At 57.1% G+C, this 12,046-nt stretch carries 14 protein-coding genes; all 14 read right to left on the bottom strand.

Annotated features, from left to right (window positions below; translation table 11 throughout):
* A partial coding sequence (locus ACJHXA_RS06775; RefSeq protein WP_283512273.1) for a host specificity protein J occupies positions 1-2,618 on the bottom strand: 2,618 nt, incomplete at its 3' end.
* A 60-nt stretch (positions 2,619-2,678) separates the two neighbouring features.
* Positions 2,679-3,251 carry a tail assembly protein gene (locus tag ACJHXA_RS06770; RefSeq protein ID WP_003717986.1) on the bottom strand — a complete coding sequence of 191 codons (573 nt, stop codon included), beginning with the start codon at positions 3,249-3,251 and terminating at the stop codon, positions 2,679-2,681.
* Positions 3,248-3,991 carry a C40 family peptidase gene (locus ACJHXA_RS06765; protein WP_180490391.1) on the bottom strand — a complete coding sequence of 248 codons (744 nt, stop codon included), beginning with the start codon at positions 3,989-3,991 and terminating at the stop codon, positions 3,248-3,250. Before ACJHXA_RS06765 ends, ACJHXA_RS06770 begins: the two co-directional genes overlap by 4 nt.
* 5 nt (positions 3,992-3,996) lie before the next feature.
* Positions 3,997-4,695: a phage minor tail protein L gene (locus tag ACJHXA_RS06760; protein ID WP_001152538.1), complete on the bottom strand. Its 699-nt coding sequence runs from the start codon at positions 4,693-4,695 to the stop codon at positions 3,997-3,999.
* Positions 4,695-5,024: a phage tail protein gene (locus ACJHXA_RS06755; protein ID WP_000847333.1), complete on the bottom strand. Its 330-nt coding sequence runs from the start codon at positions 5,022-5,024 to the stop codon at positions 4,695-4,697. Before ACJHXA_RS06755 ends, ACJHXA_RS06760 begins: the two co-directional genes overlap by 1 nt.
* On the bottom strand, positions 5,021-7,591 hold the full coding sequence (locus ACJHXA_RS06750; RefSeq protein WP_103262091.1) for a phage tail tape measure protein: 2,571 nt from the start codon (positions 7,589-7,591) through the stop codon (positions 5,021-5,023). Before ACJHXA_RS06750 ends, ACJHXA_RS06755 begins: the two co-directional genes overlap by 4 nt.
* Positions 7,584-8,018: a phage tail assembly protein T gene (locus tag ACJHXA_RS06745; RefSeq protein WP_000459481.1), complete on the bottom strand. Its 435-nt coding sequence runs from the start codon at positions 8,016-8,018 to the stop codon at positions 7,584-7,586. The genes ACJHXA_RS06750 and ACJHXA_RS06745 overlap by 8 nt, the downstream gene beginning before the upstream one ends.
* On the bottom strand, positions 8,000-8,422 hold the full coding sequence (gpG, locus tag ACJHXA_RS06740) for a phage tail assembly chaperone G (RefSeq protein ID WP_077473991.1): 423 nt from the start codon (positions 8,420-8,422) through the stop codon (positions 8,000-8,002). Before gpG ends, ACJHXA_RS06745 begins: the two co-directional genes overlap by 19 nt.
* A 15-nt stretch (positions 8,423-8,437) precedes the next feature.
* On the bottom strand, positions 8,438-9,178 hold the full coding sequence (locus ACJHXA_RS06735) for a phage tail protein (protein ID WP_103262092.1): 741 nt from the start codon (positions 9,176-9,178) through the stop codon (positions 8,438-8,440).
* A 7-nt stretch (positions 9,179-9,185) separates the two neighbouring features.
* A complete protein-coding gene (locus ACJHXA_RS06730) occupies positions 9,186-9,581 on the bottom strand; it encodes a phage minor tail U family protein (protein WP_077473973.1) in 396 nt (131 codons plus the stop codon).
* Positions 9,578-10,156, bottom strand: a complete 579-nt coding sequence (locus tag ACJHXA_RS06725) for a phage tail protein (RefSeq protein ID WP_000975081.1) — start codon at positions 10,154-10,156, stop codon at positions 9,578-9,580. Before ACJHXA_RS06725 ends, ACJHXA_RS06730 begins: the two co-directional genes overlap by 4 nt.
* A gap of 11 nt (positions 10,157-10,167) precedes the next feature.
* Entirely contained in the window at positions 10,168-10,521 is a 354-nt protein-coding gene (locus ACJHXA_RS06720) for a head-tail joining protein (protein ID WP_103262090.1), read from the bottom strand.
* 11 nt (positions 10,522-10,532) lie between these two features.
* A complete protein-coding gene (locus tag ACJHXA_RS06715) occupies positions 10,533-10,931 on the bottom strand; it encodes a DNA-packaging protein FI (protein ID WP_000158905.1) in 399 nt (132 codons plus the stop codon).
* A gap of 41 nt (positions 10,932-10,972) precedes the next feature.
* Entirely contained in the window at positions 10,973-11,998 is a 1,026-nt protein-coding gene (locus ACJHXA_RS06710; protein WP_000063286.1) for a major capsid protein, read from the bottom strand.
* Positions 11,999-12,046: the final 48 nt, after the last annotated feature.

Below are 12,046 nucleotides of genomic sequence, written 5' to 3'. Positions count from 1 at the left end.
CCGTCTTTGGTCTGCTCAATTTTGACGCCCCACATGGCATTCCACTTATCGTTGGCGTCCTTCCACTCTTTCGAAAACTCATCCAGTTTGCTGGCGTTATCCTCCGTCAGGTCGACTTTTTCCAGCAACTCCTTGCCGAGATGAGATTCGGTTATCTTGCCTTTGAAAAAATCCAGGTAACCTTCCGCATCATCGCTCGCCCGACCGACAGCCTCCACGAATGCCGATTTGCCAACGGTGTTCACACTACGAACGTAAAAATAATAATCATGGCCCGGCCTGATATTGATACTGGCAGCTATCCAGTACAGCGCCGTGCCAAGATAGCGGGCTGTGGTTTCAACCTGCCTGATATCAGCAATCCGTTTTTCCGAGAACCAGAACTCAAACTGTACCGTCGGGTCATAAACCGCAAGATGCGGCGTGGCGGTTATCTGAAAATAGCCCGGTGTCAGCTCAATCCGAGACGGCGCTGCCGGTGCGGCAATCCGGAACGATACCGATGCCGGATCGCCCTGCTGTCCCCACGCATTTACCGCCCGGACTGTCAGCCTGTAGTTCCCCAGCGCCAGTTGCGTGAAGCGGTATGTGGTTTCCGTCGTCCGGGCCGTGCTGACCAGCCGCTCACTGCCGTCATCCGCTGCCACGGTCAGGCGAAGCATAAAGCTCACCCCCTTCACCACCTTCGGCGTGTCCCAGCGCGCCAGCACCTGATATTCCCCGCTGTCTGCGGTGACTTCGGCAGTCAGGTGCTGCACCGCTGGCGGCGTGACACCATTCACCGTGCCGCTCTGGTCGCCGTCAAAGTGCGCCCCGTTATCCACGATGGCCTCTTTTTCCGGTACATGCTGCACGGCGGTGATGGCATACGTGCCGTCATCGTTCTCACGGATACTCACGCAGCGGAACAGGCGCTGGCGCAGCGTCGGCAGCTTCAGCCCCCATACGCTGTATCCGGCAACGCCGTCAGGAACACGGCTCACTTTTACCTTCACGCCGTCGGTGACGGACTGGACCTCCACGCTGACCGGATTGCCACTTCCGTCAACCAGGCTTATCAGCGTGGTACCGGAGGATGGCAGCGTGATTTCACGGTCGAGCGTCAGCGTCCGGGTCTGGCTGTTCACAGCCAGCACGCGCCCGCCGATGCGGATACCGGCATAGTCATCATCGCAGATTTCAATAACATCACCCGGCACATGGCGAAGCCCTTCGGCACCCACGCTGAAATCCACGGTCTGCGTCTCCAGCAGCTCCGTTTTAATCAGCCACAGCCCGGCGCGGTGTGCCTGCCCCCGGCTGGTACAGCCAAAGGCATCCATCTTCGTGACGTTACGACCGTAACGGGCAATGGCCTGCGTGTCCTCCACAAGCTCTGTTGCCGTCTCCCAGCCGTTGTCCGGGTCAATCCAGTTCACCTCAACGGCATTATGGCGGTCCTTCAGGGCGCTGAAGCTGTAGCGGAACGGCGCGTCATCATCCGGCATCACCACATTACTGCGGTTATAGGTCCACACCTTATCCGACGGTCGGTCCTGCACGAACGTCAGCGTCTGCCCGTTCCATACCGGCATACAGCGCATCGCCGAGCAGAAATCACTGAGCACATCCCACGCCTTTCGCTGTGTGGTCAGGTACGCATTACAGGCGATGCGCGGCTCCGTGCCGCCAAAGCCGTCCGGCACCGACTGGTCGCAATACTGGCCGATGACATACAGCGCCCATTTGTCCACATCCGCCGCACCAAGACGTTTCCCCATGCCGTAGCGCGGATGGGTCAGCATATCCCACAGACACCATGCCATATTGTTGCTGTATGCCGGTTTAAACGTCCCGTCCCAGATACCGCTGTATTGCCGCGTCTGCGGGTTATAAGTCGACGGCACCTGCAGAATACGCCCGCGCAGATGATAATTACGGCTCACCTGCTGGCTGCCGAACTGCTCCGAGTCCACCTGCACGCCGACCAGTGCCGTGTTCGGGTAGCACTGTTTCACATCGATGATTTCAGTGTATGACGACCAGAGCGTTTTGTTCTGCAGCTGGTCTGTGGTGCTGTCCGGCGTCATCCTGCGCATCCGGATGTTGAACGGGCGCGGCGGCAGGTTACCCACCACCACCGAGGCCAGATACTGCGAGGTGGTTTTGCCCTTAATGGTGATGTCTTTTTCCGTCACCCAGCCACCGTTACGTTGTATCTGAACCAGCAGGCGGACTTCCGACGGATTCCTGTCCCCCTTTGAGGTGGTTTCCACCAGTGCCTGTACACCGAAGGTAAAGCGCAGACGGTCGATGTTTGCAGACGTAATGGTGCGGGTGATCGGCGTGTCATATTTCACTTCCGTACCCAGCACCGTCTCGGAGCCGGAGGATTCAAATCCCTCCGGCCGTGTCTGCTCCTGCTCACCGGCCCGGAACACCACCGTGACACCGGCGATGTTGGTATTCCCCTCACTGTCCAGCACCGGCGTACTGTTCAGCAGCACGCTTTTTAATCCATCCACCGGACCTTCAATCGGCCCTTCACTGATGGCATCAATCACACTCAGCAACTGCGTGGATTTCAGGTTGTCCTTCGCTTCGCGCGGGGTATGCCCCTTACTGCTGCCTTTACCCATTCGTCACGCTCCATAAACGACAAACCCGCCCGCAGGCGGTTTCACATAAAACATTTTTCATCAGCGACCAATCACCACAACCTGACCACCATCACCTTCATCTGCTGTGCTGATCTCCTGAGAAACCACCCGCGACCCCACGCGCATTTCACCGTACAGAACAGGCAAAACATTGCCCTGGGCAACCATGTTATCCAGTGAGGAGAAATAGGTGTTCTGTTTGCCGTTATCCGTTGTCTGTGTACGGGGAGTTCTGGCTTTCGGTGCCAGCATCTGCGCCACACCACCGAGCACCATACTGGCACCGAGAGAAAACAGGATGCCGGTCATACCACCGGCCCCAATGGCTGCCCCCCATGCTGCAAGGGTGGCTCCGGCGGTAAAGAATGATCCGGCAATGGCGGCAGCCCCCAGGACAATCTGGAATACGCCACCTGACTTGGCCCCGGCGACTCTGGGAACAATATGAATCACAGCGCCATCAGGCAGAGTCTCATGTAACTGCGCCGTTAACCCGGACGTGCTGACGTCCCGCCCGGCAATCCGTACCTGATACCAGCCGTCGCTCAGTTTCTGACGAAACATCGGGAGCTGTGTGGCCAGTGCGCGGATGGCTTCAGCCCCCGTTTTCACACGAAGGTCGATGCGGCGGCCAAATCGTTGCAAATCCCCGTAAAGGCAGATGCGTGCCATGCCTGGTGACGCCAGAGGGAGTGTGTGCGTCGCTGCCATTTGTCGGTATACCTCTCTCGTTTGCTCAGTTGTTCAGGAATATGGTGCAGCAGCTCGCCATCACCACAGTAAATGGCGGCATGATTCGGCACCGATGAACCAAAACAGCACAGCAGCACATCGCCCGGTTGTGCTGATGACAACGGCACCTGATACAGCCCTGTGGCCTCCAGATTATCCAGATAGAGATTCTGACCGTGACGCCACCAGTCATCCTCGCGATGAAAATCCGGCATCTCAATCCCCGCCAGATGATAAGCATCCCGGAACAGCGTGTAACAGTCCGTCACCCCGTGCTCAAAGCGCCGCCCGGTGAGATGCGGCACACAGCGGAACTTATGAATCGTCCCCCGGCAGACCAGCCACCACGGCAAATCACTCTGCACCTGCAGCCGCCGGTCGGCCTCACTCAGCCAGGGCAGACCACCGGGGTGGCTGTGGACCAGCGCCACAATCTCACCCTGCATTTCTGCCTGCAGCCAGTCTTCCGGCGACATACGGAAATACGCCTCCGGCTCACCGGAGATATTCACGCAGGGGAAATATCTTTCCCCCTCCGGCGTGCTTACCACGAAGCCGCACGACTCCGCTGGCGCACATCGCCGGGCGTGCGCCAGAATCGCTGATTCTGTCTGTGTCATGGGATTTACTGCGAAAGTTTGTTAATGGAAAGGAAGCCGCCAAAGTTGCCGACATTATTGCGAAACTTACAGCCACTCAGGCATTTGCTGCATTTATCCTTCGTGATATCGGACGTCGGCTGGTCATATTCATCCGCGACCGCCGGACCGTTATAACCGCACTCATCACCGCGATAGGTCCAGGTGCAGGTATTAGCCAGCATGATGCGCCCCGGAAAAACGGCACCATCCGTTTCAGTCGGCGTGGACAGTACAAAGGAGGCACTGACCGCGCTCAGTTCGCTGCACTGCTCGATGCGCCAGCGGCTAATCACCTCCTGCTCCGGATCGGCGTCGCTGTTTCCGTTGACGAAGTTCACCGCATCCAGAAAACGGGCATAAACCTTACGCCTGACCACCGTTCCGCCGACCAGACTCTGCAGATCTTCCGCCATCCCGGTGACCATGCCATACAGGTTAGAAACCGTCAGCGTGGGGCGCGTACTGGTGCCTTTGCCATTCAGTTCGAAACCACTCCCCTGAATGGGATACGCCTGATACTGTCGCCCCTGCCAGGTGACCGGCTCACCTTTTTCGTTCTGCTCATTACAGAAAAAATAACGTTCTCCACCAACCTCTGTCAGATCGATTTCCCAGAGCACCACGCTGGCCGACTGCTCCGCACGGGTGCATTCATTCAGTGTTTCCTGTCGGATATCCTGCATCAGTTCACCACCTGTTCAAACTCTGCGCTGAACTCAACACGCAACATACTGACCCGCGACGACCATTTTGCGCAGGTCACCTTTATCTGCCGGTAGCCATAAGGCGGCGTCCACAGAAAGGATTTCCAGCCCCCGTGCTCAGCCAGAAACGACTCAAGCGCCGTGGCCTCCCAACGGGGAACAGAAAGCGTCACGCTGTACGTTTTCAGGTCGGCATTCAGCCCGGCAGGCGCTCGCTGGGAATAGCCATCACCAAAGCGCACCTTTCTTACGGAAGGGGCCGAAGCCACATCCATACCGGGTTTCACTTTCCAGCGGAAGGTTTTCATCGTCCACCTCCGGAGAACAGACCACCATCGCGCATCTGCCCGGTCACAACATCCATTGCCGCCTTACGGGCTACGTCATAAACAGCCTTCAGTGCCTGTGGCCCTATCTGACCGTTCGTGCCGTCGTTGTTAATCACCACATGGTTATTCTGCTCAAACGTCCCGGACGCCTGCGACCGGCTGTCCGCCATGCTGCCCGGTGTACCGACATAACCGCCGGTGGCATAGCCGCGCATCAGCCGGTAAAGATTTCCCACGCCAATCCGGCTGGTTGCCTCCTTCGTGAAGACAAACTCACCACGGTGAACAATCCCCGCTGGCTCATATTTGCCGCCGGTTCCCGTAAACCCTCCGGTCGCAAAATGGAATTTCGCCGCAGCTGCCTGAATGGCTGTACCGCCTGACGCTGATGCGCCGCCGCCAATGGCGCTGCCTATACTTCCGACAATCCCCACCATTGCCTGCTTAAGCAGAATTTCTGTCATCATGGACAGCACGGAACGGGTGAAGCTGCGCCAGTTCTGCTCACTGCCGGTCAGCATCGCCGCCATATTTTGTGCAATACCATCAAAGGTCTGCGTGGCTGCACTTTTTACCTGCGACATACTGTCCGTGGCGCTCTCTTCCCACTCACTCCAGCCGGACTTCAGGCCTGCCATCCAGCTCCCGCGAAGCTGGTCTTCAGCCGCCCAGGTCTTTTTCTGCTCTGACATGACGTTATTCAGCGCCAGCGGATTATCGCCATACTGTTCCTTCAGGCGCTGTTCCGTGGCTTCCCGCGCTGCCTGCCGGTCAGTCAACCCCCGGCTTTTCGCCTCAATGCTGGCCCGTTTTGCCCGTTGTTGCTGTGCGAATTTCTCCGCCTGCTGTACCAGTTCGTTCAGCCGTTTCTGGTGTTCAACCTTATCGCCAAGTTCAGCCAGCTGACGTTTGTACTCCAGCGTCTCTTTTTCATGAGCAAGAAGAGATTTTTCCTCGATACTTAGCGATTTCTTCTGTCCATCCAGAACGTCAGCAGACAACTTCTTATGCAACACGGCATACTGGCTTTCGGCTGTCCACAAATCCCGGCGCTGCTGGCTGATTTTCTCATTCGCTCCGGCATGCTTCTCCAGCGTCCGGAGTTCTGCCTGAAGCGTCAGCAGGGCAGCATGAGCACTGTCTTCCTGACGATCGCCCGCAGACACCTTCACGCCGGACTGTTTCGGCTTTTTCAGCGTCGCTTCATAATCCTTTTTCGCCGCCGCCATCAGCGTGTTGTAATCTGCCTGCAGGATTTTCCCGTCTTTCAGTGCCTTGTTCAGTTCTTCCTGACGGGCGGTATATTTCTCCAGCGGTGTCTGCAGCCGTTCGTAAGCCTTCTGCGCCTCTTCGGTATATTTCAGCCGTGATGCTTCGGTATCGCTCTGCTGCTGCGCATTTTTGTCCTGTTGACTCTGCTGTTCAGCCTTCTTTCGGGCGGCTTCAAGCGCAAGACGGGCCTTTTCACGATCATCCCAGTAACGCGCCCGCGCTTCATCGTTAACAAAATAATCATCCTTGCGCAGATTCCAGATGTCGTCCGCTTTCTTAAACGCAGCCTCTGCCTTAATCAGCATCTCCTGAGCGGTATCAGGACGACCAATATCCAGCACCGCATCCCACATGGATTTGAATGCCCGTGCTGTCCTGTCTGCCCAGGTTTCCAGCGTGCCCATGTTCTCTTTCAGGCGTCGGGTCTGGTCATCAAACCCTTTCGTTGCGGCCTCGTTCGCCGCCTGCAATGCCCCGGCTTCATCGCCGGAACGCTGCAACTGAGCAACATACGCAATCTGCTCCGCCGTCACGTTATGGAACTGGCGCGCCATCGCCGTCAGCCCCGACGTCGGGTCAGTGGTCAGCTTCCCGAAGGCTTCAGCGACCTTGTCCACCTCCACGCCGGATGCAGAAGAGAAACGCGCCACACTCTGGCTGATGGACGCAATCTGAGCCTCACCGCTTACCCCCGCCTTAACCAGTGCACTGAGTGACTCGCTGGTCTGGTTAAACGTCAGCCCTGCCGCCTGCCCGGCTCTGGACAGGACCAGCATACGATCTGCCGTCAGACCCGACTGATTACCGGAAAGGACCAGCGTTTTGTTGAAATCGGACAGGGTTGAGTTACCCTGATACCAGGCATACGCCAGCGCACCGGTCGCCACCGCCAGCGAGGTGGCCCCGACCATCGGCAGGGTGATCGCACCGGCAAGCCCCCGGAACATGGGGATCATCCCGCCGAAGGAGTCCTTAACCTGACCACCCTGTTGCAGCAGGATCAGCCACGGGCTTTGCCCGCCTGCAAGCTGCGTGGCCACGTCGGTGAACTGTGCAGGCAGCATACGCATGGCGGCTTTATACTGCCCGACGGAAATCCCCGCTTTCTGTGCAGCCAGCGCCTGTCGGCTCAGCGACTGTTCAACGACTGCCGCTGTTTTTTTCGCATCAGTTTCCGTACCGGAAAAATGACGCCTGACTCTGGCCATCTGCTCGTCAAATCTGGCCGCATCCAGACTTAAATCAACGACCAGATCGCCTACCGGTTCAGCCATACCGGACTCCTCCTGCGATCCCTTCTGATACTGTCATCAGCATTACGTCATCCTCCGTCATGTCCGCCACATACGGGGAAGCGGGGATAACTTCATTCCCGTCCGGGCCAAAACGAACGCCTCCGGCAAGCCCTGCCGCTTTCTGCATCAGCACATCATCTTCAGGCTCTTCGTCAGCCTCGCGCCGATTCAGCAGACTGAAATCCAGCGGATGCATCTCCGGATCGCTGAAAAACAGGCTGAGCACGGTGTACGTCAGCCCGGAAAAGTGCATATCCAGCAGAACATCATGAAAATAATGGGTACTGTAAAAGCGGTGCCAGTCGGCATACTCCGTGGATGACATCCCGGCAAGCATGGCGCGCCAGTCGGGTCGCCCCATCTCACGCGCCAGTTTCAGGGCAAAACTCAGCTCACCGTCGAACACTTTCCCGCAGAAACAGGCTCTGCAGGCCCGGCGTCCTCTGCCTGTTCAGGAGCATCATTCACCACAAACTCATACATACCGGACAGCCGGTACACCACGTTTTCAGCATGAGAAATTGCCTCTGTGGGCCAGGTGGTAAGCACTTCCTGCTCAATCTGTTTAACGGCTTCATTCATGGAAGGCAGCTTTGTCTTCTTCGGATGGTTATGCCACAGGGACATCGCCACCAGAAACGCGCCGGTTCTGATGGCGTCTTCCACAGTAAACCTCCGGTTGCTGTCTGACTCCGCCTGTTCTGCCTGCCGTTTCATCAGGGCGAGATGCTCAATACGCTGCAGGGCTGACAGTTCAGAAAGCGTGACGGTCACACCGTTATGTTCAAATGATTCGGTTTTCAGGAACATCGCTGACTCTCCGGATTAACTGGCGGTGACGTTGATTTCTGCAACCGCAGCAAACTCACCATTACCAGATACGACCGGAATGTTGACCTTGCCTGCAGCAACACCTTTCACGGTGATGGTCATACCACTGACCGACACGGTGGCTTTTGTTTTATCCGAAGACACCGCACGGAAGCTCTTGTCGGTTGCGCCCTCCGGCTGGAATGCCACGGTCAGCGTGGTGCTCTGCCCTTTCACTACGGAAGCACTGGCGGGTGTCACCGTCATGCCGGTTGTCGCCGTCACCGTGCTGCGATCTTCTGCCATCGACGGACGTCCCACATTGGTGACCTTCACCGTGCGGGTAATCACTTCCTTCGCCGTCACCGCCTTACCGATACTGCTGACCCAGCCACGGAACACATCGACCGTGCCGTTCGGGAAGCGGATTTTATAGGCACGGGTATCACCTTCATTAAACCACGCCAGCAGCGCCTGCTGCCCCTGCTCTCCGGGCATCCACGCCAGCGTGAAGCTGGTATCTCCGGCAGATTTCTGCCCCTGCCCGGTCGCAGTCCAGTCTGCATCTTCATCATCGAGATAGCTGTCGTCATAGGACTCAGCGGTCAGTTCGCCGGGCGTCAGGTCTTTAACTTTTGCCAGACGCGACCAGTCAACGTCTGAAAGCGGGTTCGCATAAGGGTCACCGCTCCCCTTATAAACCCACAGGGTGGTCCCGGCACCTTTCACCGGCATTGTAGGATTTGGTACAGGCATAGCGTCCTCACATTTCATAGGTAATGACATAAGTCAGATCGGCTGAACTCCACAGGCCCACATCATCGTCGCGCCGGTAGTCATAGCCACTGGCCACCATACTGGTGATCAAATCTGACAGTGCCGGGATATCGCTCATCACCGGATAAATCCGGGACTCCATCCACGAATCCAGCTCTGAATCCGGCACCTGAGCAGGCAGGAAAACTTCAATATGCAGCTCCGCCTGCCAGGTATCGCTGTCCAGCTCTTCGCCCGTGTATTCAGCGCCGGTGAGATAAACGGCAATTGCCGGAAAATCTTCCTCATCAAAAACAGCGGGGCGACCATCAAAAAGCGTCGCCCCGGTGTCATGCTTCTCCAGTGCATCCAGTACGGCTGCACGGAGTTCAGTATGTTTCATCGCTTTATTACCATTCTCAGTTGATGCTGCAGCGCATAGCCCAGCTCTTTCGGAAGACGCTCACGCCGTATCCGCTCAATATTCTGTTTAAACGCCGTGGTCAGCGGCACCGCCATCGGGATTTTCACCACATCAATGGGGTAACGGTTTTTCCCGGCCACACGCTGCATGACATGCCACCGGCCATTTTTCAGTTGCTGAATAAACGCGCCGGGAATACGACGGTTTCCCACCACAAGCACGCTGCCGCCACCTTTCAGGGATGAACGCTGCCCCTTTTTACGACGCCTGCGGCGGGACAGGACAACCCGCGCATTACCCAGCTTGATTACGGGCAAATCCCCCCGGTTAACCCTGATTCTGGCCTGCGGATTTTTGACCGTGGCCCTTTTCAGCCTGGCCCTTTCCTTTACCAGTTTCCGGCGTACCTTTGTCTCACGGGCAACCTGTGACGCAGACTGCGATATCGCGGATGACGCAACGCGGTTAATGGCCATTGCGGCGGCACCAGGCACCGCCGTTTTGCTGATACGGCTGAGGTTTTCAACGGCCTGCTCAAGACCTTTTATGGCCATACATCCCCCTTTCAGCGGCGACGGTTAACGGCAGGCGGCACGCCACGCCCAAGCCAGAGATGACAGCTTCCGCCATCATCCGGCGAAACCCGGTCTATCCAGAAGTTTTCCTCACCGATGGTCAGCGTGTCTCCACGCCGCAGCTGCCGCACCTCATCAGTCCGGACAAACAGGGACGGGCTGGAGCCTTCAACGCGCACGCCCTGTCCGGCATAGCTGATATTTTCAGGGTCATCAAAAACACCACGTATCACAGCACCGGACTGCTCACCGGATGTCATGGTGGTTGACGTTCCCATGTACCCGCGTATCGTTTCATCGGCGCGGGCAATGGCAGCATCGAACAGGTTATCGAAATCAGCCACAGCGCCTCCCGTTATTGCATTCTGGCCAGGCCGCGCTCTGTCATTTCGGCTGCCACACCGGCAGAGACACGAAACGCCGTTCCCGGCAGCACAAATGCCACAGGTTCATCCCGCGTGGCGTGAAGTGCATCAGTATGCAGCTTCACCAGTGCCACGACCGTGACCAGTTCAGACGTATCCAGAATCACGGTATCCGGCTGCGCTGATCCCACCTCATTTTCATGTCCGGTCAGCACATTTTCCCGGCTGAGAGGGGTGTCCTGACCGGCAGTTTCATCCGTGTCATCAAGCTCCTCTTCCAGCTCTGCCACACGGAGCGCCAGTTCTTCTTTCGTCCCCGTCAGGCTGACATCACGGTTCAGTTGTTCACCCAGCGAGCGGAGACGGGCAATCAGTTCATCTTTCGTCATGGACTCCTCCACAGAGAAACAATGGCCCCGAAGGGCCATGATTACGCCAGTTGTACGGACACGAACTCATCAGGGTCAGCCAGCAGCATCAGCGGTGCTGACTGAATCATGGTGAACTCACGCGCCGGATCGCCGGTGGTCACCCAGTTTTTCGGGTAACGGGCAGAGGCGTTAATGCCTTCGCGCTGTGCGTCCGCATCCTGAATGCAGCCATAGGTGCGCAGACCGCGTGCCTGAGTGTTCCCCAGCACCATCGTGTTGTCCGGCAGGAAGTTCTTTTTGACGCCGTTTTCCACGTACTGTCCGGAATACACGACGATGGCCACATCGCCATACATCCCCTTATAGGACACCGCTTTGCCCAGATCTTTCACCGCTGTCTCCAGCTCGGAATTAGAGCCACGACGGGTATCCAGCTTCTCCCTGACGGCTTTGAAGGAACGGAACAGCGCCCAGCCTTTCGGATCGAACACGATGATATTCACCACACCGCTGGCGTTCAGCGCGTAGGCTTCGATATCGTCGGTCGGGTCATACGTGGACTTGTCACGCTTGCTCCACTCCGTGCCGCCGGACTGCGTGATGTTATTCTCCTCACTGCGGCCCATATCCACCTCAACCGGATCGAAGGCTTCACCGGTCATGGTGTATTTGCCCTTAAGCACGGCAGAAACTGCCTGCATCTCTTCGACCTGAGCAATGGCCAGCTCTTCGTCACGCATGTTCTGCATGATGATGCGACGGCGGCGGTAAGCCGGGTCCGCCAGATTCTGCGGATCTTCATCCGGCAGGCGACGCAGGGTCATCTGCGGATTCACTTCATGCTTCGGCTTGACATATCCCGGCGTAAATTCAGAGGTGGAGCCGCCACGGGAACGGATAACCTCACCGGAAACAATCGGCGAAACGTACAGCGCCATGTTTACCAGTCCCGGAATTTGTGAGAGATAGACTTTCTCCGTGGTGAAGGGATAGCTCTCACGGAAAAAGAGACGCAGAAACAGCGGATCAAACTTAAATTTCTGCTCATTTGCCGCCAGCAGCTGGGCTGTTGTGTACATCGACATAAAAAAATCCCGTAAAAAAAGCCGCACAGGCGGCCTTTAGTGATGAAG

Origin of the sequence: Escherichia sp. WS33 (genome assembly GCF_046486385.1) — a bacterium.
Classification (GTDB): domain Bacteria; phylum Pseudomonadota; class Gammaproteobacteria; order Enterobacterales; family Enterobacteriaceae; genus ECMA0423.
The sequence above is the reverse complement of the archived record's forward strand: the minus strand, read 5'-3'. Positions and strand labels throughout refer to the sequence as shown.

Coding starts and splice junctions, on each gene's coding strand:
- ACJHXA_RS06765 (WP_180490391.1), bottom strand. CDS start 3,991: ATGACACAGACAGAATCAGCGATTCTGGCGCACGCCCGGCGATGTGCG.
- ACJHXA_RS06760 (WP_001152538.1), bottom strand. CDS start 4,695: ATGCAGGATATCCGACAGGAAACACTGAATGAATGCACCCGTGCGGAG.
- ACJHXA_RS06755 (WP_000847333.1), bottom strand. CDS start 5,024: ATGAAAACCTTCCGCTGGAAAGTGAAACCCGGTATGGATGTGGCTTCG.
- ACJHXA_RS06750 (WP_103262091.1), bottom strand. CDS start 7,591: ATGGCTGAACCGGTAGGCGATCTGGTCGTTGATTTAAGTCTGGATGCG.
- gpG (WP_077473991.1), bottom strand. CDS start 8,422: ATGTTCCTGAAAACCGAATCATTTGAACATAACGGTGTGACCGTCACG.
- ACJHXA_RS06735 (WP_103262092.1), bottom strand. CDS start 9,178: ATGCCTGTACCAAATCCTACAATGCCGGTGAAAGGTGCCGGGACCACC.
- ACJHXA_RS06730 (WP_077473973.1), bottom strand. CDS start 9,581: ATGAAACATACTGAACTCCGTGCAGCCGTACTGGATGCACTGGAGAAG.
- ACJHXA_RS06725 (WP_000975081.1), bottom strand. CDS start 10,156: ATGGCCATAAAAGGTCTTGAGCAGGCCGTTGAAAACCTCAGCCGTATC.
- ACJHXA_RS06715 (WP_000158905.1), bottom strand. CDS start 10,931: ATGACGAAAGATGAACTGATTGCCCGTCTCCGCTCGCTGGGTGAACAA.
- ACJHXA_RS06710 (WP_000063286.1), bottom strand. CDS start 11,998: ATGTCGATGTACACAACAGCCCAGCTGCTGGCGGCAAATGAGCAGAAA.